The 22,925-nt window shown below is 47.1% G+C and carries 15 protein-coding genes and 1 pseudogene; 8 read left to right on the top strand and 8 right to left on the bottom strand.

The window, feature by feature from the left end:
* Positions 1 to 95: 95 nt before the first annotated feature.
* Together FOE74_RS15695 and FOE74_RS15690 are read left to right on the top strand one after the other, a co-directional pair.
* Positions 96 to 338 (top strand): annotated as a pseudogene (locus FOE74_RS15695) (acetyl-CoA C-acetyltransferase); the annotation flags it as partial.
* A gap of 305 nt (positions 339 to 643) precedes the next feature.
* Complete coding sequence (locus FOE74_RS15690) at positions 644 to 1,516, top strand: alpha/beta fold hydrolase (RefSeq protein ID WP_149099565.1); 873 nt, start codon at positions 644 to 646, stop codon at positions 1,514 to 1,516.
* Positions 1,517 to 1,610: 94 nt separating this feature from the next.
* Here the strand turns inward: FOE74_RS15690 and FOE74_RS15685 are convergent, their stop codons facing one another.
* Together FOE74_RS15685 and FOE74_RS21745 are read right to left on the bottom strand one after the other, a co-directional pair.
* On the bottom strand, positions 1,611 to 1,844 hold the full coding sequence (locus FOE74_RS15685; RefSeq protein ID WP_149099564.1) for a hypothetical protein: 234 nt from the start codon (positions 1,842 to 1,844) through the stop codon (positions 1,611 to 1,613).
* 57 nt (positions 1,845 to 1,901) lie between these two features.
* Positions 1,902 to 2,069, bottom strand: a complete 168-nt coding sequence (locus FOE74_RS21745; protein ID WP_149099643.1) for a histidine kinase — start codon at positions 2,067 to 2,069, stop codon at positions 1,902 to 1,904.
* A 715-nt stretch (positions 2,070 to 2,784) separates the two neighbouring features.
* Here FOE74_RS21745 and FOE74_RS15675 point away from each other — a divergent pair.
* Complete coding sequence (locus tag FOE74_RS15675) at positions 2,785 to 4,143, top strand: S41 family peptidase (protein ID WP_149099563.1); 1,359 nt, start codon at positions 2,785 to 2,787, stop codon at positions 4,141 to 4,143.
* 843 nt (positions 4,144 to 4,986) lie between these two features.
* On the opposite strand, the gene FOE74_RS15665 is transcribed toward FOE74_RS15675, so the two are convergent.
* The 3 genes from FOE74_RS15665 to FOE74_RS15655 all read right to left on the bottom strand — a co-directional run bounded on the left by FOE74_RS15665 (position 4,987) and on the right by FOE74_RS15655 (position 8,216).
* A complete protein-coding gene (locus FOE74_RS15665) occupies positions 4,987 to 5,844 on the bottom strand; it encodes an EamA family transporter (RefSeq protein ID WP_149099561.1) in 858 nt (285 codons plus the stop codon).
* A 341-nt stretch (positions 5,845 to 6,185) separates the two neighbouring features.
* Positions 6,186 to 7,298, bottom strand: coding sequence for an acyltransferase family protein (locus FOE74_RS15660; RefSeq protein ID WP_225840844.1), 1,113 nt, complete (start codon positions 7,296 to 7,298; stop codon positions 6,186 to 6,188).
* 486 nt (positions 7,299 to 7,784) lie between these two features.
* Positions 7,785 to 8,216 (bottom strand): cupin domain-containing protein, encoded by a 432-nt coding sequence (locus tag FOE74_RS15655; RefSeq protein ID WP_149099560.1) that lies wholly within the window; start codon positions 8,214 to 8,216, stop codon positions 7,785 to 7,787.
* A 663-nt stretch (positions 8,217 to 8,879) separates the two neighbouring features.
* Between FOE74_RS15655 and FOE74_RS15650 the strand changes: the two genes are divergently transcribed.
* On the top strand, positions 8,880 to 9,494 hold the full coding sequence (locus FOE74_RS15650) for an ankyrin repeat domain-containing protein (protein ID WP_225840843.1): 615 nt from the start codon (positions 8,880 to 8,882) through the stop codon (positions 9,492 to 9,494).
* Between the two features lie 36 nt (positions 9,495 to 9,530).
* On the opposite strand, the gene FOE74_RS15645 is transcribed toward FOE74_RS15650, so the two are convergent.
* Positions 9,531 to 9,785: a hypothetical protein gene (locus tag FOE74_RS15645; RefSeq protein WP_149099559.1), complete on the bottom strand. Its 255-nt coding sequence runs from the start codon at positions 9,783 to 9,785 to the stop codon at positions 9,531 to 9,533.
* Between the two features lie 181 nt (positions 9,786 to 9,966).
* Here FOE74_RS15645 and FOE74_RS15640 point away from each other — a divergent pair, with 181 nt between their 5' ends.
* The 3 genes from FOE74_RS15640 (at position 9,967) to FOE74_RS15630 (ending at position 13,632) form a co-directional block, all read left to right on the top strand.
* Positions 9,967 to 10,713 carry a hypothetical protein gene (locus FOE74_RS15640; protein ID WP_149099558.1) on the top strand — a complete coding sequence of 249 codons (747 nt, stop codon included), beginning with the start codon at positions 9,967 to 9,969 and terminating at the stop codon, positions 10,711 to 10,713.
* A gap of 11 nt (positions 10,714 to 10,724) precedes the next feature.
* Positions 10,725 to 12,401, top strand: a complete 1,677-nt coding sequence (locus FOE74_RS15635) for a hypothetical protein (RefSeq protein WP_149099557.1) — start codon at positions 10,725 to 10,727, stop codon at positions 12,399 to 12,401.
* Between the two features lie 199 nt (positions 12,402 to 12,600).
* Complete coding sequence (locus FOE74_RS15630; RefSeq protein ID WP_188686835.1) at positions 12,601 to 13,632, top strand: radical SAM protein; 1,032 nt, start codon at positions 12,601 to 12,603, stop codon at positions 13,630 to 13,632.
* 243 nt (positions 13,633 to 13,875) lie between these two features.
* Here the strand turns inward: FOE74_RS15630 and FOE74_RS15625 are convergent, their stop codons facing one another.
* Positions 13,876 to 15,012 carry a fatty acid desaturase family protein gene (locus tag FOE74_RS15625; RefSeq protein WP_149099555.1) on the bottom strand — a complete coding sequence of 379 codons (1,137 nt, stop codon included), beginning with the start codon at positions 15,010 to 15,012 and terminating at the stop codon, positions 13,876 to 13,878.
* Between the two features lie 830 nt (positions 15,013 to 15,842).
* Between FOE74_RS15625 and FOE74_RS15620 the strand changes: the two genes are divergently transcribed.
* On the top strand, positions 15,843 to 22,217 hold the full coding sequence (locus FOE74_RS15620; RefSeq protein WP_149099554.1) for a YDG domain-containing protein: 6,375 nt from the start codon (positions 15,843 to 15,845) through the stop codon (positions 22,215 to 22,217).
* Positions 22,218 to 22,371: 154 nt separating this feature from the next.
* Here FOE74_RS15620 and FOE74_RS15615 read toward each other — a convergent pair whose 3' ends face one another.
* Positions 22,372 to 22,623, bottom strand: coding sequence for a hypothetical protein (locus tag FOE74_RS15615; protein ID WP_149099553.1), 252 nt, complete (start codon positions 22,621 to 22,623; stop codon positions 22,372 to 22,374).
* Between the last annotated feature and the right edge of the window lie 302 nt (positions 22,624 to 22,925).

Here is a 22,925-nt window from a genome sequence, read left to right as displayed (position 1 = left end):
AAAGAAGTATTCATCGTATCAGCAAAGCGAACGCCGATGGGTAGTTTCTTGGGGTTATTAGAAAGTTTTGCGGCAAGCCCATTTAGAGGTGATGAGATATAAACGAGGCATATGCCCCAGTAGTTTTAGCTAACCAGCAAATCCTCGAGATTCCTTCCATTAAGACCAATGTATATGGTGGAGCGGTCGCCATGGGTCACCCGCAAGGTGCGTCTGGGGCAAGGATTCTCTGTACGCTGCTGTCTGTGTTACATCAGAAAGAAGGCATATTCGGGGCGGCAGCCATCTGTAACGGCGGCGGTGGCGCGAGTGCGATGATTCTCCAAAATTGCTCCTAACTGAACATGGAGGGCCTTTAAAAGAGTGCTAAAATAAAGCCAACTGAAATTCGGTGATATTGATCGGCGACCTAGGAAGACGATTGGAAAGAAGGGGTGCAAATTAAAGTAAATCTAGGCAGTGGAATGGTTAGGGATACAAATTAAAACTCTTTCCTCTATGCTCCTGCCAGGAGCGGTTGGAATGATGTCAAACAGATTAATGTGCCATCTCTTAAACAAAGGCTATCATGAAGCCGAGTAGTAATCATCAAGGTATCACAGAACAGATTCAATAATACTATTCATTCAAATAAGAAAACACTATGGAACAAGGAAGTTTATTTTTCAAAACGATTGAAATCAACGGGCTGGAAATTTTTTACCGGGAGGCAGGTGACAAAAGCAAGCCGGCTATCCTGCTGCTACATGGGTTTCCTTCTTCATCTCGCATGTATAATGACCTGATGAAAAACCTGTCTGACAGTTATTACCTCATCGCCCCGGACTATCCCGGCTTTGGCCAGAGTAGTGCACCCACCCTCAAGGAGTACACCTATACTTTTGATAACCTCGCTACTACCATTAATCGCTTTATAGATGCGCTAGGTTTAAGAAAGCTCAGTCTTTATATGCAGGATTATGGGGGTCCTGTCGGCCTTAGAATTGCTTCACAACGCCCCGAGCTCATTCAGGCACTCATAGTTCAAAATGCAAATGCCTACCATGAGGGATTAGGAGAAGCCTTGGCTCCGTTAGCCGCTTACATTCTAAACCCAAGCGGTGAGACAGAAAAGGCGGCTAGAAGCTTCCTTACCCTTGAGGCCACAAAATGGCAATACACAGATGGTGCAGAAGATGATTCCAGAATAAATCCTGATAGCTTTATCACAGATCAATATTACCTGGATAGACCTGGCAACGATGCTATTCAGCTTGCTTTGTTTAGAAATTACGGCAGCAACTTCCAGCTTTATGAATTTTGGCATGCTTACTTCAGAGAGCATGAACCAGCTACACTGGTGATTTCAGGTAAAAACGACAAACTATTCACCGCGGCAGGTGCAACAGCTTTTAAAAAGGATATTAAAGATGCACAAATCAGCTTATTGAATGGAGGGCACTTTGTGTTAGAAGAACATTACTTGAAGGCAGCTTCTATTATTAAGAATTTCCTACAGGATAAAGGTATCAAGTAATAAAACAGTAATCAAAGAGCCGAAGTATTCTTATAACTAGGTCCGATCTATCTTGCCCTGCTCTCCTATGTCAAGATTGACTTAAATCGCTTTATTATAAATAATCGGATTTAACGTTTTTAGTTTCCTGCGTCAAAATATTATCCTTTAAAAATATGGATATGGAAATATCTGATCTTTGACTAAGGATAATCCCATGCTTAAAAACATTATCAATAAATGGAATAAGAATCATAGGAGCTATTTTACGGTTCTGCCAATCTCCTTCTACCTGGTAATTTACCTGACCTGCTAATTCAGGTGATAAGCGTTGCAGCTGAAGGTTCATTGAGTTATCAATATAACGAATCTCTTTTTCAAGAAAGACCTTATCCTCATTGCTCTCTTATAACACGTAGCGCATAAGACCTGAAAACTCTTCAATAATATCGGCAGTTACCACTTCATTACTCTTAGTTGCTGAAGCAAAAACCATAATTAAGGTATTAAATATAAAATGCGAACTGATCTGTGCTTTCAAGTATTTTAATTGGGTTTTAAGATCGTCCTGAATTAAGTGTTGTTGACGCTCCTAATTTTTAATCCCTGCCTGGTTAACCCATAGCCGATGGATAAGGAGAGGATAACTGCCTTACTCCGAGTGCTTATTTCGAGTTCTGACAAAAAAGGTTCTTTTTCAGTTAAAAAAGCGGGAGGCTGTATAGCGGGTGAAAAACTGAGTTTAAAAAAGACAATGGTGATAAATAAAAAGATCACCCAAAAAATGTATTTTCTTTAGAAAACTATACCTTTATAAACCAGGGAATCAAATACAAACCATTCAAATAAAGCAGTACCATACTCAGACCGGTACTCCAGAATAGTGGAAGGTATATACTTCCGTCCTGTTTTCTGAAAGGGCTTATCGTATTGACGGTATGCCAAACAAATAAGCACAAAGAGGTCCATACTAGTACATGAAGGAAAGATTTCAGCCTAATCTTAAGCGCCTTTATATCCTGAATTGTAGAGCTGCTGTTTTATACCCAAAGTCAAATATACCTCAAAGAAAGCAGCTAACACTTCTATGTTATATCAAATACCTGTTTAACTATTCAAATTTAATTCATCCATTAAATTGACTTATTAAAATAGTATATCCGACTGGCTGAATAATGGAATTTCCGGAGTTTAATGCAGTCTTCAATTTTGAATCATATCAATTTAAAATGACAACAGTGACACCGGCCATTTTCCGGCCAGTTGTATCTGCTTGACCGATTAACGAAATGTTTTTGCAACAACCATTCTCACCTTATTTATTTATTTATTGCATGAAAAGCTCCACACCATTCTTTTTAAGTCTATTGCTAATGTTTTGCACCTCTTACTTATGCAATGGACAAGCCTCCAATACTCAATCCGTAAAAGTTGACCGCCTTATTAAATCGATAAACTTAAGCTTAGACAATCATTATGTATTTCCTGACAAGGCTCAAAAGATCATAAAGTTTCTTCAAATTCAGACAAAAAATAAAGCCTATTCATCCTTTTCAAACGATCCTCATAAGTTGGCTAAACAAATACAAGCTGACATTTATAAAATACACCGTGATCCTCATATGCTTGTTGAATTCAATCCTGGCTTAACGGACCGACTCCAGGGCAAAATTGAGCCTACAGAAGAAGAAATTATGCAATCAAAAGCGTTCTGGAAAGAGAACAACTATCTGTTTAAGAAAGTAGAACTATTGCCAGGTAATATTGGCTATCTTCCCTTGAACGGATTTGTTGAACATGTAGAAGAGGCGAAACCAATTATAGCATCAGCACTGGGATTTTTAGCAAATACCAGTGCTATCATTATTGATTTAAGGGAAAATCGAGGTGGTTATCCTGGTATGGTAAGCCAGTTAGAAAGTTACTTTTTTAAAGAAAAGACCCGTATGAACGATTTGGTAAACCGCTCCAATAGAGACACCACCTTTTATTATGCTGACCCCGCTAAAACAGATGGTTTAACTTTATCCATGCCAATCTATATTTTAACCAGCAAAAAGACTTTTTCAGCCGCTGAGGATTTTAGTTATGCGATGCAACATGCTAAACGGGCAATCCTTGTAGGAGAAGTAACTGGCGGTGGTGCGCATCCAACGAAGCCTTTTTCTGTAGGACAGGGCTTTATCATCTCAATCCCATTTGCACGATCACTAAATTCTGTTACCCAAACCGACTGGGAAGGAACGGGTGTAATCCCTGATTTTAAAATTGAAGCCACAAAGGCCCTTTTAAAAGCACAAGAGCTTGTATTCAGAGACCGTCAAACAACAGCAAAAAATGAGAAAGAGAGACAAAAACTGGAATACCTGATAAATGCACTTTACGTAAACAATGACCTTCTCACTCTCCCCTTAGATCAATTTGATCAATTAACAGGAACCTATGGACCGCTGGTCATCTACCGCGATGGCAATAAGCTTTATTGTAAGATTGCAGATAAGGTCACTGAACTGGCACATATTTCAAAAAACCTTTTCGTGCTGGATGGCAATGCACATATTGAATTTATAAAGGACAACACAGGCAACTATTCCAGGGCCAAAATTTTTGTAAGTGATGGAGATATGTTTGAGGAGCCGAGAATATAACAGGATAAGCATAAAGATAGCCTTTGTCTACCAACAGATGTGGGTATAGATCTTATTGATTTAATGGACCTACTCCTCTAGCACCGCCTGGATGTAGTGCAGATCCATGCACTGCACCAGTAGGTGCATGGCAAAAGAGTGGCGCAGCGTAAATGGCGTGGGGAGGGCTCTTATCCCGTCCTTTTCCTTATACTGGCACGGGAGACGTTCCGTATGCTCCCAGCCGCATACTGCCAGCCCTGGGAAGTTTCTCTGCTTTGAGCTGAAAAAGCTTTGTTTCCCCTTCCCTCCAGCCACTTGCGAAGATGCCTTTCTAACTAGTGCCGCTTATAACAACTGTTATGATAAACAACACCTATATAACTAATGAAATGAGCTCTACCACTCCTCCCCTACCTCCAGATAATTACTCACAGCCACCAAATCATTTTGGATAATGTTCGATAATTCTATCCTACGGACTACTTCAAAAGCCGCTTCATGCAAATGGAGCGGCTTTTTTGCTCAAGACCCTATTCAGCCCCTACTCCCCTAGACTTGCCGGCAAAGCAACAGACGGCCTATTATAAACAAAAGATAGGCCTTCCGCTAAATGGACTCGCACCACGCAGCAATTCCTCGGAATTAGACGAGCAGCGAGTCCAAATTATAAGGGGGATGTTGTGCCGGCAATAGCCATCAGTGAGGCCTGGAAGTTTGGAATTCCACCATGAAAGGTATTGACCCGGCTTATTCCTGAACCAATCAGTAACGGTGGGTAAACTTCAGTTCTAAAGTAATTTACGCCAGAGTTATTGGTAGCAAACTACATAGGTATAGACGGTGGATGAAAGCAGTTCCTGATTACTGTTCCTTTTTGGAAAAATAAGTAGCTCCCAGGCTTGCCATGATGACACAGATAATGGACAGCCATTGCGTAAGGCTCAGGTACTCCTCCAGGAAAAGCAAACCAGAAAGGGCACCAAACGCCGGGTGCAAGCTCATCAGAATACCGAAGGTCTTGGGGGAAAGCTGCCTAAGCGCCCCCATTTCCAGCGTGAACGGGATAGCACTGGTCAATAGGGCCACTGCTACGCCAATCAACAGCAGGGAACCGTTCACGGCCACCAGGCCACCGCTGAAAATCCCGAAGGGCAGGACGAAGGCGGTGGCGAAAATCATTCCCACGGCTACAGCATCTCCCCCTACCATGAGTTTGGAAACCTTCCCGCCCAACACAATGTAACCTGCCCAAAAAGCACCCGCCAACAAGGCAAGGGCCACACCTAGTACGTCTACGTTGTCGTTCTGCCAGGGGGCAATAAGTACTATGCCCAGGCACGCCAGCAGCACCCAGAGTAAATCCAGCAGTTTCCTAGAGCTTAACAGCGCCAGCACCAAGGGTCCGGTGAACTCCAGGGTAACTCCCAGCCCCAGCGGGATGCGTTTGATGGCAAAGTAAAAGACCAGGTTCATGGCCCCCAGGCAGGTGCCATAGGCCAGGCAGTACAGCCATTGTTTTCTATTCAATTGAAAAAGGTTGGTCCTGAAAACCGCCATTAAGATAAGGGCCGAAAACCCAATACGAAGTGAAGCTGTACCGCTGGCCCCCAAATACGGGAAGAGGTGCTTGGCCACCGAGGCCCCGCCCTGCACGCTGACCATAGCCAGTAGCACTGCCGGAATAGCAGGTATGGAGAATTTATACTTTGAGAGATTCATTGTCTGGAGGATTGTTTTATAGGCTGAAAAACCCAGGGATACCTTGCATGGTGAAACCACCAATCCGGCAGCTGGTACCCCCTACCTTTGGCGGGCTAGTACAGTTTTTGAAAAATAGGGATGGAGCATTTTTAGATTAACATAGAGAGTGGGTAACCGGGGTGGAGCCTGTGAAGCTCAGCAGTAGGCACTTCACAAGGCTTGCTGGTGTGAAGACTTAGAATCCTTTTTATGAATAGCGAAAGCCAATCTAGATGGGAGTTCTATTCCTGTGGCTCTGTTTCCTCAAGCACTTCTTGCGGTTCAGCACGGCAAGCCCGGCTATCCCTTATTAAAGGCTCCTAACCCTGCGGCTGTTGCCTTTTGCGGTTCAGGTATTTCCTGACAGGGAGATCATACACTACCATAACTAAATAAGCTACGCCTAACAAAAGAATAGTTCCGAGGGAAACGATAAGGAACAATTCTGCGGCTTCGGGTTTGTACTTGGTGAAATAGTTACCAAACATCCAGATAAAGGCGTAATGGGTCATGTAGAGGGGGTATGAGATATTTCCGGAGAAAACACAGAGTTTTTTTAAGCCTGGTGCCAAACTGGAACCGGCACCCAAGGCCACCAGCAAGGGGAAATAGAACAGGACAACCAACGCCTCTGCCACCCAGTTAAACTTAAAATGGGGCATGACAAATGCCAGCGACAGCAAGACTGCCAGCCCAAGGAAACCAAGTCTGTTTTTGATCACCCAATTAGAACGGTAAATCAGGAGCCCAGCTGAGAAGGAGTAGGAAACCCTGGCGCAGCCGTCCCAGAAAGTCTCTCCCGACCAGCCACCCAATAGGTTTCCGGCCCTAAAACTAACCAGGCAAAGGGCCACCGCGGCCAAGGTAGTCAATACCGCCAAATGACGACGCGAGAGTCTGTACAGAACCAAGGCATACACTATATTGGCAATGTATTCCCAAAACAAGGACCACGAAAGGGCATTAAGACTGAACAGGTTGAAGGCCCTGTCTTTCATGACTGGTAAGGGGATAAGAAAGAGGGAGCAAAGAAACACCAGCAAAAGTTTACCCGTGCCATACTCTTCTGTGTAAGCGGCGAACGGATCAAAGAGAAAAGCCAACAGCCCCAGTACCGAGCCCAGCACCACCAAAGGGTGAAGCCTTATCAACCTGGCTTTAAAGAACTCCAGAACCCCCATCTTACCCAGTCGGTCGTTGTAAGCGTACCCAATAACAAACCCCGACAAGCAGAAAAAGAAGTCCACGGCTAAGAAGCCATGCCCAATAAAGTTTTTGCTGGAATCTGGGTAAATCCATTCCATGAAATGGAAAATCACTACGGCCAAAGCTGCTACTCCCCTTAATCCATCTAAGATGACAAAGTGCTGTTTGGTCTGTAAAATATCCGGGGTGGTATCAAGATGCCCCGGGGTTACTTTGAGCATGTTCATGGAACTCTGGTAAGGGTGAAAAGCAATAGGCAACTTACTGCAAAATGGGTTGTTTGCCATAGAAGCTGGTAAGGAATGCGCCAATATATTAAGTTTTTCACAGCCCAACCCAGTGATTAACTTATAAAGTGCTTCCTGCGCTAGGCTTCAATACCAGATTCTTTTTCTAAATAACCACTAAAAACAGAAGGTAATAAGTTAAATGACAGTACCCAGGAAGGAAGAGGATTACCTTAACCATTGGCATACTCAGGATAAAATCAGGAGCTTCCAAAGCAGGATGAGGCACTTTTACTTATTTCGCGGCGGAAACGCCTCTCACTCTGCTCTCTCCTGTTGTTTCTAATTTAGAAGGGCAGAATAATCTAACTGACCAAGAGCAGGTTTACCTTTTTAAAGTCCGGTTCACTTGTCTTTTTCCTTGGAAAGCTTTTGCGTGCAGGATCTCAAAAATGGACCATAAACCGTTGGGTAGCTCCCACGGTCTCATTTTTTCTGGTACACAATAAGCACCGTTAAATCCGTGTCTTTGTCTGGGGCTAGTCCGTGAGAACTCCCTGGTCGGGTTAAAATGGCATCGCCGGGTTTAACAGGAAAGGTTTTACCGTTCATCTGCATTTGGCCGGTGCCGCTCAGAATGTAGTACACCTCATCTTCCTTCTGCAAATGATACCCAATGGCAGCACCCGGTTTCAGGACCCTTTTCCGAAAAGCAGTAGTAAAACCAGGAACTCCCTCAAAGAAACTGTAGGCCACGGTTTCTCCGCCCCCATTATGCGGACCCGGTTGCTTTTTAGCGATCTGCGCTTCTTGTTCCAGCACATATCCCTTTTGATCAGGCACCCTTTCCTGCGCGCTAACATTACCTATGGCCAAAAGGAAGGCCGAAACGCACGAGAGTATAACTTTGATTTCCATAGCCTTAGGGGTTGATTTCAACAAATATAGAGGGAATAAGATCAAAGGAAACTCCTTTATAAAAAAGAGCCAGGAAACCGTCTAGGTTTAACCCAGGCTTTACCGGGACTAGAGGCGAACACAAACCTTTGGCAGAAGAGTGAAACCAGTGGATACTCGTCAAGACAAGGTAATAATGAATAATCCTGGAAGAGGAACAACACTAACTAACTCCACCCAAAAGGTTTTCTTTGGCCTTTGGCTGCTTGAAGGATAGAAGCCCTTCGGGAGGTAGGTTTGGTAAAAAGAACAACCGGTGATCTGGCACCAGCGGCTTTCCAAGTATTCATTTCTACCAACCCAGGATCAATTGCCAGCCATTTTTCCTTACACGCTCAACAGATTAAGTCCCAGGCCTTGAAAGTGTTGCTTTAAGTCAATGTTTTCCAGCCGCTGGGCCTTTACCTTTGTGGTATAGCCCTAAGAAACCCGGACATAAGAGCCCTCCGCCTTATCCAGAGTACCTTTGTTGGCAGTTTTCCCAGGCCTACCTACGGGGCCCCCAATCTACTTGGGCAGCATGTTAATCTAAAGAAACGATAGAAAGTGATGCCTTTTACCATGTACCAGTTCCTATTTATCCTACTCCTTATGTTTGTTCATCCCAGTTCTCCAGAAGCCTTCATGAAAACTCCTTCCGCTCAAGTTTCCATCATTGACGCCGTCAAAAACAAGCAGGTAGAGGCCGTAGCTGCGGCCTTGGAAAAAGGCGCACCGGTCAACACCCAAGATGAAGACGGGAAATCGCTTCTGCTTCTTGCTACCCAAACCAACCAACTGAAGATGGTGCAATTGCTGGTGGCCCATGGCGCAGACGTAAACCAGCAGGATAATATCCAGGATAGTCCTTTCCTATATGCGGGTGCGGCAGGCTACACAGATCTGGTGAAGCTGTTTCTGGCCAATGGGGCCCGGTTTGACGTCTTCAATCGGTACCACGGAACGGCCCTTATCCCCGCCTGCGAAAGGGGCCATATTTCGGTGGTGAAAGTATTGGCTCACACCCCGGGGTTTCCCATAGACCACGTGAACCGTCTGGGCTGGACAGCTTTGATGGAGGCTGTGGTGCTAGGCGATGGCAGCAAGATCTATGTCACCATCGTACAGACCTTGGTAGACGCCGGATGCAATGTCAATATCCCAGACAATGACGGAGTCACTGCCCTGCAGCATGCTAAAAAACGGAATTTCTCCGCCATTGCAGAGGTACTGGAAAAAGCGAAACACTCCACCAAATAAGCTGCTTGAATAATTAGTAGCCGCCTACCCAATTCCCTACCTCTTCTCACTCTTTAGATAAAAAGCCCGCCCATTTGCCTTTGCTCCTGGGGTTTGGGTAGGCTCGGGTTTCAGAGGTATTTTTTTAAAATTGCCCCTGAAACCCGAGCTGATTATCTTGCTCAATAAAAAGCTCCTCCCTCCTTCCCAGCCTTCTCCCAGAAGAAACTGGACTATTTTACCCTTCCTGCCTCCCTTCCACACGACTCTTCCACCAAACTTTGCCTCCACCTTCCTTACTGCTGTTTCCAATGGTGGTCTATGGATTTGGTTTGTGTTTAAGGCCTACTTTTGGCAAAACATCCTATAAAAGATATATTTTTAATTAGATATTTTATAGCTACATTAGAAGCATTGATCCCCCTGTACTTCTTAAACCGTTCCGCCGATGGGAAAAGGTGTGGTTTTGGTGTTTTGTCTTTTACTGTTCACCATGGTCGCACGTGGGCAGGATATCATTACCCGCTCCGATGGGGTAATTCTCAAGGCCACAGTGCTGGAGATCAGCCCTACTCTGGTGCGCTTCCGGCTGTTTGGGGCGTCAGACTCTCTCCTGTACCAGATCAGCCCAAGGGATATCCAGACTATTCAGATGGCAGACGGATCAGTGAAGACCTTCTCCCCCGCCGCCACCCCAACCGGCACCTCTACCCAGGATCTTCCCTTTGACTATGAAACGCATTTCAGGAAGAATATCCTGGCTTTCTATCCGCTGGATCTGATCTTCAGCAACTTCTCTTTCTCCTATGAACGGATCTCTTCTTCCGGGAAACTTGGGGTCAAAGTTCCCCTCATTATAGACATGGGGACAAACAGTGACTTTTATGACAACTCGTTCCGGGAGAATGAGATCTTTGGCATTGGCCTGGAGCTGAATTTCTACCCCAGCGGTCAGGGAAGGTTCAGGTACTTTATTACCCCAGCCTTCCACTACCGGTCTTATTCCGTCTATTACTATGACTACCGGCCTATGCAGCCTGAGCCCCAAAAAGCAGATGCCTCCATGGTCAGCCTGGCGCTAAAAAGCGGAGCCTATTTCCATTTGTCAAAGTTGTTTCTGGTGGGGGCAGATTTAGGGTTGGGGTACCGGTTCTTCCGGACCCCAGATGAGGATCCCTACCTCTTTGAGAGGAACAGAGTGTTCTTACCCGGCAACATCCACGTAGGGTTTCGGTTTTAGCCTCCTGATATATGAAAGCATTCAATCACTCTCCGTCTTGGTTTTTAGGGGTTTTCCGGTTTTCAGAGGTGAAACAGGCCATTTCCTGGCTGGTGTTACTCGCTTTTCTGCCTTTGGCCACGGGTTGCAACTATTACCGGCTGAAGCAGGAAAAAGAGTTGTCAGCGGAGAAAGTAGCCAGTTTGCCCAATTACAAGCGGTTTATCCTGCACCAGGGTACCAATGCCTGGGAATTGACGGGGTTAACCGTACAGGAAAATACCCTTACAGGCAAGGTCAAAAGCGTACCAGAGGATTTACTTTCTTTTGTCAACGTGAAGCCTAATTCCTCTATACGATACAAGAACCAGAGCAAAGGCGTGGCCCTGCATGTGGTGCACCTTCACGTCAATGAGATGGCCTTGGCCAACGAACAGGTAGTGATTCCGGTCTCCTCCCTGAAACGGATTGATATCGCCGATAAAGACACAGGTGCCACCGTTGCCTCGTACGTGCTGGGCGGTATTGGCGGACTGGCGGTGGCCTTTGCCCTTGTGGCCGTGATAGCAACGTTGCTCAAAAGCTCTTGTCCTTTTGTGTATGTGAAAAACGGCAACAGCTACCAGTTTGTGGGGGAAACCTACGGTGGAGCCATCTTTTCGCCGCTGGAGCGGGATGATTATATGCCCTTACCCTTAAGCGCGGCACAGGAATCCAAGGTGCAGGTAAAGATCACCAATGAACTGAAAGAGCGCCAGTACACCAACCTAGCTCAACTCCTGGTGGTACAACATGCCCCCCATGTCAAGGTGCTGCTAGATCAGCAAGGGAAAGCCCACGCCCTGCAAGAGATCCTTCCCCCGGTTTCAGCCGTGGCCACTGGGGGGGCAGATTTCACGCCGGAACTACAGGCCCAGGACTCAGCGGTCTGGTCAGCCAGCAACCACCAGGTGAACCTGAATTCCCTGGTGCTCCGGTTCCCAAAGCCGGCGGGGGCCAAGGAAGCCAAACTGGTGCTGCACGCCCAGAACACCCTGTGGATGGATTACCTGTACGGGGAATTCACAAAGCAATTTGGGGGCATCTACAACCGCTGGGCCGAAAAGCAGAAAGACGTACCAGCGGCGGAGCTTTACCGGTGGCAGCAGGAACAGGGAATCCCGCTTCTGGTAGAAGTCAACACCCCTACGGGTTGGCAGGTGGTGGAAAAGATACCTCCGGTGGGGCCCTTGGCTGGCCGTGATCTGGTTATTCCCCTACCGGCCCACCACGCCCAGGAACAGGTGCAGGTACGGCTCTCCTGCGGGTTCATGTTCTGGCAGATAGACCAGGCAGGCATGGATTTCACCTCCCTTCTCCCCCTGGAGGTGCAGAAAATAGCCGCGGCCAGCGCTTTTGAAGGTTCAGGCCAAAACATGCGGCCCCTTTTAGTGGCCACAGACCAGGTTTATCTGCGGCAATTCAACGTGGGCGACGCCGTTGAACTCACCTTTGCCCTTCCTCAGAAGCCCAAAGACCAGGTACAGACTGCTTTCCTGCATACCAGAGGGTATTATGAGCACATCAGAGAGTATACTGGCCTCCCCAACCTGGTTTCCCTGCGGGCGTTTGAAAAGCCAGGGCATTTCATAGAGTTTTCCCGTCAGAAGTATGTGCAGTTCGCGCAAGAGAATAACTACCAATCTTTCATGACCGCCCATGCCCAGTGATATTCTTTCTCCAGCAGCATCTTCAAAGCAGGAAGCCTTAGACTTAAATCCGGCAGGGGGAAAACCAGCGAAGAAACCTTTGGTAAAACCTGTCATTCTTAACCGGTATCAAAGCTTTTTAGCCATCAGCCGGATTAGGTGGCATTTGTTTTTGCTTATCCTGGGTCAAATCCAACACCCTATTAAAGCCTTCAAGGCCATGCGCACCCTGATCAAGACTAGGCGCCGGTACTTAGGGGATTCCGCCTTGAAGAAGGTGGCCAAGGTAGGCGGTCGCTACTACTATGAATACAATACGCCGGGCTGGCCATCTTCCGCCTTTGATGATTATCACCTGGCTGAACTCAACCGGATCCTTCCTTTCCAAAACAAGCCTTTTGTTTTAAAGAACGTCATTATCGCTATCACCAAGAAATGCGCCCTCCGGTGTGACCATTGCTTTGAGTGGGAGGCCCTGAACGGAAAGGAGAAACTCACCGTGGAGAACCTGCAACAGATGGTGCACAATTTCCAGAAACAGGGAGTAGGGCAACTACAGTTCTCAGGAGGTGAACCTATGCTCAGGGTGCCTGCCCTGCTCTCGGTATTACAAGCGGCGCAGCCCACCACTGATTTCTGGGTGCTTACCTCAGGTCACCTTTTTACTTTGGAGAGTGCCAAGGCATTGAAGAAAGCGGGCCTGACTGGCGTAACCATCAGCCTGGACCACGTAGATCCCGTTCTTCACAATCTGTTCCGGAAATTTGACACTGCCTATGAATGGGTGGAAAAAGCTGCCTATCATGCTTCTCAGGCTGAGTTAGTGGTTGCTTTCTCCTTGTGTGCCACCAAATCTTTTGTGACGGAAGAAAACCTGATGGAGTACGCTCAGTTAGCCAGCCGTTTAGGAGCCGCTTTTATTCAAGTGCTTGAACCTAGGTCCGTAGGGCATTATGCCGGGCAAGCGGTGGGGTTACCGGTAGAGCAGCAGAAACTACTGGAGAATTTTTACACCAACTTGAATTACAACCCCGCCTACCATCACCTACCCATGGTGGTGTATTATGACCTGCAACGCCGAAGGGCCGGTTGTGCCGCTTCTGCGGACCGCCATGTCTATGTTGACACTGATGGCCAACTCCATGCTTGCCCCTTCTGTCGGAAGCCTGCGGGAAATGCCTTTGAGAAAGACATCTCCCCTATTTTAGAAAGCATCCGCCTTTCAGGTTGCCTGGTAGTGCCAACTCTTTGAATTACCCTTTATTAAGCGGCTTCCCCTTGCTCTTTGATCTTTGTAGGTGAAAAACACCAGTGCCTCCTGTTTAGGGCTTGTTTTCCTAAAACAAGCCCTAAACAGGAGGCACTGGTGTTGGGAAGGGTTAAAACGGATCAATTAATGGCCACCTCAGGAGGGTGACCTTGGATACTTCTACAAAATCAAGTTTTTGAATGACGCGTAAGTGTCCACGCTTTTTTCCTTTTGTTCACTCCCGGCTCAGGCAGCGAAAAGTCTTTTGCTGTTTTGACTCTCCTCTTCCTGGGCTTGAAGGTGATAGGCTTCTTTACCTAGCTTTTTTAGCATGCGGTAATGGGACTGGATGGCGGAGACAAAGGTAGGGCTTTCAATATAAGGCAAGTTAAACTCTTGGGCCGTTTGCCGCACAATCACCGCAATAGCAGGGTAGTGAATATGACAAACTTTGGGAAAAAGGTGGTGTTCAATTTGTCGGTTCAACCCGCCTAAGAAGAAACTAGCTAGGGCGCTGGTAGGGGCAAAATTTGCCGTGGTGCGCATTTGGTGCTCGGCCCAGGCCTCTTCCACGTTACCTTGTTCATTTGGCACCGGAAAATCTGTTCCTTCTACCACGTGGGCCAATTGGAAGACCAAGCCCATCACCATGCCCTCTGCCATGTGCATCACCAGGAACCCCAGGGCAGCTTGCCACCACGTCAGGTTCAACACCACTAAGGGAATGGCAATGAAAATCACGTAGTGCAGGATCTTGTAAAAGAACAGGTTGAAGTATTCTATTCTTGGGTGTTGGGCGGTATGCTGACCAATATTCTTTTTGAAGAACTTGATGTAATCTTTTCTGAGAACCCAGGAAAGCGAGGCTAGTCCATACAACCAAAAGGCGTACAAGTGCTGGTACCGCTGAATACCATTCACCTTTTCGCTCGCATCTAACCTGATAAGGCCAGGCGCCACCTCAATGTCCTCATCATGGCCCGGTATGTTGGTGTAGGTGTGGTGAACAATGTTGTGCGTGATGTTCCATACGTAAGGGTTGGCGCCCACCAAGTGGAAAAGGAAACTCAAGCCTTTATTGACGCGTGCATGCTGGGAGAAGGATCCATGAATGGCGTCATGGCAAACGTTAAAGCCAATAAAGGCCGCAAAAGCCCCCAGGGCCAAGGTCAAGCCCAGCATGGCCCAAGCACCAAACCACCCCGACAAAATGAGCAAGTACAGAGAAAAGAAGCCTAGGACAAAGAAGGCGGTTTTCCCCCACATGGCGCCGTTGCCATTTTTTGAAAGCCCCTTTTCTTTGAAAGAGGTTTCTACCCGCTGCCGGACAGTCGCAAAGAAAGCTGACTGGTTTTTATTGATGAATTTTACTTTTTGTGACATGAATGCGGAATTGATTGAGGGATGAAAAGCAATGGGTTATCAATGACTGTGGAATTCCAGGCCTCAACCTCTGCAATTACATGAATCAAAAAATAAGCAACTTGTTTACCCTCCTTTTGTTAAAAAAGAACTCCATGAGGACAGATGATCATCCAGTTCTTGCCAATAATGGTAGGCAAAGACCAGGAAAGCGAATAGGTGAAAAGAAGTGAACCTCTAAAGATACCTATCTAAGGTCATTAAAATCTTGGAGGGTAGGAACTGTTCCTCTTGCTTGCTCTTCTTAAACAGGCAGCGCTATAGTAGAGTTTCACAAACCACGGAATAAATACTTAAGCATTTTTCCTAATTCTAAAAAAATGGAGGTGGCGCCACTACCGCAGGTGGTAGGTTTATATAGAAAGGAATTGTAAAAATTCCTCCCAGACCTGTCAGGATAGAAATATTGGGAGGCCAAAGGATGCATATTTTGAAAGCGGTAAAAACCCAGAGTTTAAGAGACATTTTACCTGGTTCACCTCCCATCAGTAAAGCTTTGCTTTTCCTGATCACCCTCAAGGTTTACTTTTCCTCCCAGCCTTTTCATTTCCTCTTTCTTCTTTGTGACTTCCAGGAGGAGATTAATGATTCCTAATAGTCAGTGGTTGAATGATTTACAAAATCAAAAAGAATTTATACCACATAAGTTATACTTATCCTTTGAATACTATTATTCAACTAGTTAAATCAACACTTCATCGAATAATACCTATATTTTTTATTGGTAAAATTAAATTTGCATAACATAAAATTCCCTTCTAAGACTTCTCACCTAATCAACGCTACATATTATGAATGAAACTCTACTACCATTCTCCTGGACTCAAAGCAGACGTAATGGCCTCCTGCTCTTCCTGTTCTTTAGTCTCTTCCTTTCAGGAGGTGCTTTCGCCCAAACAAATGCCTACGCAGCTGCTGGGCTGCCAGTGCCTACAGTCAAATCAGATAAAGATGATTATGCTCCTGGTGAAGTGGCAATCATTACCGGCACCGGCTGGACGAAAGACACGCAGGTTGATGTACATTTTGAAGAAACTCCGGCTTATCACCTAGAGCATCAGCATGATTTCCATGGGGTGGTAGTGGATGCAATGGGCAATTGGAGAATAGAATATCCAATTGAGTTAAGGCATTTGGGTGTTGCGTTTGATGTCTCTGTGGTTGGAAAGCAAACGGGCTATCTGGCATTAACCCATTTTACTGATGATGTAGCACTTTCTGTAGGTGGGAATTCATCACTCCCAATAAGTCTCAATATTTCTGCAGACAAAGCAGCAGATGCCGTTACACCAGCTTATACTTTAATCGGGACTACAGCTAATGGTAGCGTTCGTATTTCTGAGGGACCTGGTAATGGAAATAGAGGCAATATCAGTACCAACGTTACTCAATTAGTATTGACGGCACAAAACGGTTGGGAGTTTCAGCAAAGTGGTGTTTCTGCTTCGGGAACTAGTAGTGATATAACAAGTTTTGGAACTATAAGTTATACTCCAAGAACAATAACTATTCCGGTTAAAGTCATTGGTACTAGTACAAGCGACATAATTATCATCAATAATGTTAATATTAGACCTGTAAATGGGAATACTATTCCGAATACTGGTACCATTACATTGTCTTTTAATGGAAGTATAGCAGGTGCTACTTCTCCTACAAGTTTAGCCTCAATTACGCAAACTGCAGGTGTACCATCAAAATTAGCATTTGTTCAGCAGCCAAGCAATGCACATACTGGTGTAGCTATTTCACCTGCTCTAACAACTCAGGTTCAAGACCAATTTGGCAATTCAGTTTCTGGCACTAGAACTGTTGGATTAACAATAAATAATTCTGGCGCTTTAGGCGGAACAACATCTGTTTCCACTAGTTCAAGTGGTTTGGCAACATTTAATAATATCACGGTTTCCCCTGCTGGCTCCTATAATTTAACAGCTTCAGTTACAGGATCACCGTCGTTAACTAATGCTTTAAGTAATCCTTTTATTATAAGTAACCTTTGTAATGCCCCAACCATAACCACATTAACAAGCGGCCAACCTGTACATCAGGCAAAGACGTATGGTGATAACGCAACATTCACGATAAATGCCACGGGAGTAGAATCCTATCAGTGGCAAGTAGGTACTGGATCGCCAATTGTTTGGTCAAACATTTCTAATAATGACATTTATTCTGGAGTAACTACTTCCACATTGACTTTGGCCAAGCCAGGAGTTGAAATGAGTGGAAGGAAGTATAGAGTGGTGTTATCTGCTTGTACACCTTCTCAAACAACAACAAGTGATGCTGCTGATTTAATAGTCACACCTCAAAACCTAAGAGCTACTTCCTTAGTAGCTTCAAAAGAGTACAACGGCTCTCCTGCTCCGGGCACAGTTTCCCTGGGAGCGGTAACAGGTATGGTGGGGACTGAAACGTTAACCATTACGCCCCAGGCAAGTAATTTCAGTGATGCCAACGTGGGAAGTGCAAAAGCCACTACCATTACCTATATCCTGGCAGATGGTGCAAATGGTGGAAAAGCCTCTAATTACGCCATGGCACCTTTTGCTACCACAGGGGAAATAAACCCAAAACCGGTGCTGGTGACCCCGATTCCCAATCAAAGCAAAGTTTACGGAACACCAGAACCTACATTTACTTTTGGCAACAATGCCGGTCTGGGCGAAAGCGCCTTCGGAACTACTAAGCTGGCACGCACACCTGGGGAGGACGTGAATACTTACTCCTACTCCCTGGGGAATTTGTCCGCTGGAACCAACTACAGCCTGAGCTTAGACGGCAGTAACAAGTTTGCCATCACCGCCAAAGACATCACCGGAACTTTCGCTTCGGCTAACAAAATATATGACGGCAACCCGGACGCAGCTGCCACCAACCGCCAACTAATAGGCGTAATTGGCTCTGACGCAGTTACTCTGAACGGAGGAACGGCCACCTTCGCTGACAAGAATGTGGGAGAGGCTAAAACAGTGACTCTTTCTGATGCCACCTTAGCCGGGGCTGCGGCTGGCAACTACCGCCTTGCCACAGTGAATTCGACTTCCGCCAGCATTGGCGCTAAGTCCTTGACGGCTGCCTCCACGGTAGCCTCTAAAGTCTACAACGGCTCCGCCGCTGCCGGCTCAGTTACCCTGGGTACCGTTTCGGGGCTAGTGGACTCTGAGACCCTGGCCATTATTCCTACAGCCAGCAACTACGTAGACGCCAACGTGGGTACTACCAAAGCCACATCCATCAGTTACACACTGGCTAATGGGACCAATGGAGGCCTTGCTGCCAACTACAGCATGGCTCCTCTGGCTGCCTCGGGGGAAATCACCGCCAAGCAGGTAACGGTAGTGCCGAACGCTCTGACCAAAGTCTATGGCGAAGAGGATCAAGCCTTCACTTACACCTTGAGTGAGCAGCCACTAGCTGGAATTACCCTGTCGGGTGCTCTGGGCCGTGAGCCCGGAAACAACGTGGGGACCTATGCCTATACTCTAGGCTCCCTGTCGGCTGGTATCAACTATAGCCTGAACCTGACCAATGCTTCCCCCCTGGCAACTTTCGCCATCACCGCTAAGGAGGTATCCGCCTCCTTCACGGCAGACAACAAAGAGTACGATGGTAACGCTACTGCCGTCGTCCTAACCCGTGCATTGGCTGGGGTGCTGTCTGCTGACGCCAGCAACGTGAGTCTGGGCACCAGTGGCACGGCTTCTTTTGCCTCGGCGGCAGCCGGAAACGGCAAGACAGTGACAGCAACAGGCCTTACCTTAACCGGCCCAGCCGCAGGTAACTACAGGCTGGCCACTGCCACCGCTACCACTACGGCCAACATCACCCCGAAAGCCATTACGGTAACGCCCATCGCTGGCCAAACGAAGGTGTACGGAGCTGCTGATCCCACCTTCACTTACACCGCAAGCGAGTCTCTACTTACTGGCAATAGCTTCTCTGGAAATTTAGCGCGCGAAGCCGGAGCCGGAGTGGGCCAATACGCCTATACCCTAGGTTCTCTAACTGCCGGAACTAATTACAGCCTGAGCCTCCTGGGCGGCGGTAACAAGTTCGCTATCACTGCCAAGGAAGTAACGGGTTCCTTCTTGGCGGCCAGCAAAACCTATGACGGTACCGCTGACGCCACCGTGACCGCCCGCAGCCTGGGGGGCCTGGTAGGATCAGACGCGGTGACCCTGACAGGGGGCACGGCCGCCTTCGCTGACAAGAATGTGGGCACCGGCAAGACGGTGACCTTGACTGGAGCCGCCCTGGCTGGCGCTGCCGCGGGCAACTACACCCTGGCTGCCGTAAACACAGCCACTGCCAACATCACCGCCAAAGACATTACAGGCACGTTCGCATCTGCAACCAAAGTGTATGACGGTAATACAAATGCGGCTGCTAGCAACCGGCAACTGGTGGGCGTGGAAGGAACTGACGCAGTCACTTTATCTGGCGGCACAGCTGCCTTCTCAGACAAGAACGTGGCCAGCGGAAAGACGGTGACCTTGTCTGGCGCAGCTCTGGCTGGAGTTCAGGCCGCCAATTACAGGCTAACCTCAGTGGCCACTGCCTTGGCGGACATCACTTCGAAGGACCTTGTCATCAGTATTTCTGCACAAGATAAAGTGTACGACGGTAACGCGAGTGCCGTAGTATCAGCTTCCATTACCAACGGATTGGTTACTGGCGACAAAGTAACGGTAAGTGCCTCCAATGGCTTATTCAATGACAAAAACGCAGGAACGGCCAAAGGAATATCCGCTACCGTAAGCAAATCAGGTGACGATGCCGGCAACTATCTGGCCAATGCCACCGCTTCTACTTCAGCAACTATCAACCAGAAAGCCTTGACAGCCTCCTCCACTGTTGCTTCAAAGGTATATGATGGTTCCGCTGCCACAGGCACCGTGTCCTTGGGGGTAGTAACAGGATTGGTAAATTCAGAGACATTGGTGATCACCCCTGTTGCTGCCAACTTCGAAAATGCCAATGTAGGTGCTGCCAAAGCTACTTCCATCTCTTATGTACTAGCCAATGGCACGGAAGGAGGGCTTGCGGCGAATTATAGCATGGCTAGCATTGCTGCCTCCGGAGCAATTACAGCCAAACTTATCAGCGGCTCCTTCACGGCTTCCGACAAAGTGTATGATGGTTTAGCCAATGCAATGGTTACAGGACGGTCCTTGAATGGCGTGATACCGACTGATGCAGCTTCGGTTAGCTTAACCGGGGGCTCCGCTGCTTTCAGTGATAAGAATGTTGCCAATAATAAAACCGTAACCTTAACGGGTGCTTCTCTGGCAGGAACTGGTGTAGGGAACTACAGCTTAACTTCAATAGCTACCACTACAGCCACTATTACCACCCGTGACCTGATGGTAAATGCAACAGGAAAGGACAAAGTGTATGATGGTACTACCACCGCTACTGCCACACTTAATGACAACAGAGTGGCCGGTGATGCCTTGAATATAGGGTATGCTTCAGCCTCCTTCTCTGACCCAACAGTAGGCACGAATAAAGCAGTAGTTATCAATGGCATAGCTATCACTGGGGGAGCAGATGCTGGTAACTATACTTTACCTAACCCTACCACCTCTACCACCGCCCAAATTACAAAAGCCAGCACTACCACCACTTTGGTTACCAGCGCCGGTCAAGTAAGATTCATGGATAACCTGACCATGACCGCTAAGATCACCCCTTTGAATACAGGCAGTGCCTTAACCGGTTCCGTTGAATTCAAAATTGGGAGCGTCATTTATGGTACGGTAGCCGTTGTTCCAGTTCCTGGTTCTTCAGATGGTTCCGTTCAAGCAACCTTGATAAAGCAGGTGGCTGAATTACCTAGCAACTACAACCTAACTGCCACCTTTTCTGCCACCAACAGCAATTATTCAGGTAGCAATGGTAGCAAGGCCCTAACAGTAACCCCAAGAGATGCCTCTGCCAGGGATGTCAATGCAGGTTTCTATACCGGAGATGTTTTTGCCTGGACCACTAGCAGCACTTCCAGTAAAGCAACAGTTACCCTTATTGCCTCACTTAAGGATGTGAACACTCCCACTGGTGATTTAAGGGCCGCAAAAGTTACTTTCTATTACGTGAATGGTACCACGTTAACGCCTATCCCTAGTGCCAAAGACTTGCCGGTAGGCTTGGTAGATGTGAATGATGGGTCGGTGGGCTTTGCCACTGCCACTGTCCAGTTTGACATAGGATCCAATAACGCTATGGATTACCAGGTGGCCGTGGGGGTAAGTGGCGCCTACACCAACCAGCCTAGCACTGCGCAAGCCATCATCACCGTGTCAAAACCAGTACCGGGTGGGTTCATTGTGGGCGGAAGCCAGATGACGAATAAAAATTCCAATGGGTACCTCAAAGGACAGGAAGGCATGAACACGGACTACCAGTTTGATATCCAATACACCAAGTCGGGCACTTCTCCCAAGGGGAAAGCGAAGGTAATGATCCGCAGCTACTATAAGCCAGACGGAACCTTAGATAGCAAATTGCACACGTACCTGATCACCACCAATGCCATTGCAACTTTGAATATAACCAAAGCCCCAGATGGTTCAGCTACTGGAAACTTCAGTGCCAAAGCCAATATTGTGGAACAACTGGATGACTTATCCATTGTGGCAATTGAGGGAGGTTCCACTTTCCAGATGGAAGCTTATCAGAGGAATTGCGATCAGCAGGTAGCCATTACCTTGTTCAGGAAAGCGGGCGGTATCTGGTTCTCCAGCAATTGGACCGGAAGCAACACCGTAAAACAACAAGTGAATGCCACCAGCAAAGTGTTTGTGGAAGGAGGAGGAACCATGGCTTGCTCCACCCCAACCACCCCTGTAGCTACCACGTCTAAAGCTGTGATCGCCACTGCTCCGGAGAAAGCAGCAAAAGCCGAGCCCAAACTAACTTCCTACCCTAACCCCCTCACAGACGAAGCTACCGTTGAATTCAGCGTAACCCAGAATGAGGAGTACAGCCTGGATGTGTATGACATGAAGGGCGCGTTGGTGAAACACCTGCAAAAAGGCAAGGCAGGATCCAGTGAAACCATCACTGCTACCTGGAATGCCAGAACATCAAACGTGGGGGTATACATCATCAGATTGTCCACTAGCAACAAGGTGAAAACCCTGCGCGTTATGAGACAATAACCTTCCAGCCCTCCTATTAAATGCCCCTTGCTTCTTCAAGCAAGGGGCTTTTAATTACCTGTACCCTCCATTTCCTTCAACATTGCCCTAAACAGAACAGCCGTTGAGATACGTAATCTCAACGGCTGTTCTGTTTAGGGTAAGATCTAAAATTCTAAGTCCCTTCGGGCACCGGCATGACAGCGAGGTAAGGCTCTATGACGTCCATGTAGGAGACAGCCTGATGGAAGGTTCCCACTACCTCTACCCCAAATTTTGCCCAAACCTCCACGAACGTATTTTCATACGGATGCAGGGTGATAGACCATCCATTGAAATGCCGCAACGCCAGGGCTTCGCCTTTTTGCGTGAGCAGTTCGGCCTGAACCCAAGGAGGAAGTTTCCGGAATAGCGAATGTTCTAACATGTAAGGCTGTCAAACTGAATGTTCTTTCCCATAAGGATCATAGGGAAGATAAAGTTTCAAGTCCAGTTAAGGTTTCCTCCGGGAATCTTAACTTCACAAATACCCAACTCTCCCAAATCTAAACTTATAGTTTTAATGACAAAGGAATGGAGCCAGAGATAACCCTTCGGCGAATAAGGAACTCACTTGCCTCCTTCTGGAACCTGTCCTTTAATCGTTCACCTCCATCTTCTCCCCTATCTTCTTCGCCACTCCTTTCTTTGCTTGGAACCACCTTCTGTTCAATGCCTAAAAGAAGTGTA

Origin of the sequence: Rufibacter glacialis, from assembly GCF_008271745.1 — a bacterium.
GTDB lineage: Bacteria > Bacteroidota > Bacteroidia > Cytophagales > Hymenobacteraceae > Nibribacter > Nibribacter glacialis.
Note: the sequence above shows the minus strand (reverse complement) of the source record. Positions and strands in the feature narration are given on the sequence as shown.

Bases quoted from the DNA above. Each gene is read 5' to 3' on its own strand.
- FOE74_RS15690 (WP_149099565.1), top strand. From the start codon at position 644: ATGGAACAAGGAAGTTTATTTTTCAAAACGATTGAAATCAACGGGCTG.
- FOE74_RS15685 (WP_149099564.1), bottom strand. From the start codon at position 1,844: ATGAACCTTCAGCTGCAACGCTTATCACCTGAATTAGCAGGTCAGGTA.
- FOE74_RS15675 (WP_149099563.1), top strand. From the start codon at position 2,785: ATGTTTTTGCAACAACCATTCTCACCTTATTTATTTATTTATTGCATG.
- FOE74_RS15665 (WP_149099561.1), bottom strand. From the start codon at position 5,844: ATGAATCTCTCAAAGTATAAATTCTCCATACCTGCTATTCCGGCAGTG.
- FOE74_RS15660 (WP_225840844.1), bottom strand. From the start codon at position 7,298: ATGAACATGCTCAAAGTAACCCCGGGGCATCTTGATACCACCCCGGAT.
- FOE74_RS15655 (WP_149099560.1), bottom strand. From the start codon at position 8,216: ATGGAAATCAAAGTTATACTCTCGTGCGTTTCGGCCTTCCTTTTGGCC.
- FOE74_RS15650 (WP_225840843.1), top strand. From the start codon at position 8,880: ATGAAAACTCCTTCCGCTCAAGTTTCCATCATTGACGCCGTCAAAAAC.
- FOE74_RS15640 (WP_149099558.1), top strand. From the start codon at position 9,967: ATGGTCGCACGTGGGCAGGATATCATTACCCGCTCCGATGGGGTAATT.
- FOE74_RS15635 (WP_149099557.1), top strand. From the start codon at position 10,725: ATGAAAGCATTCAATCACTCTCCGTCTTGGTTTTTAGGGGTTTTCCGG.
- FOE74_RS15630 (WP_188686835.1), top strand. From the start codon at position 12,601: ATGCGCACCCTGATCAAGACTAGGCGCCGGTACTTAGGGGATTCCGCC.
- FOE74_RS15625 (WP_149099555.1), bottom strand. From the start codon at position 15,012: ATGTCACAAAAAGTAAAATTCATCAATAAAAACCAGTCAGCTTTCTTT.
- FOE74_RS15620 (WP_149099554.1), top strand. From the start codon at position 15,843: ATGAATGAAACTCTACTACCATTCTCCTGGACTCAAAGCAGACGTAAT.
- FOE74_RS15615 (WP_149099553.1), bottom strand. From the start codon at position 22,623: ATGTTAGAACATTCGCTATTCCGGAAACTTCCTCCTTGGGTTCAGGCC.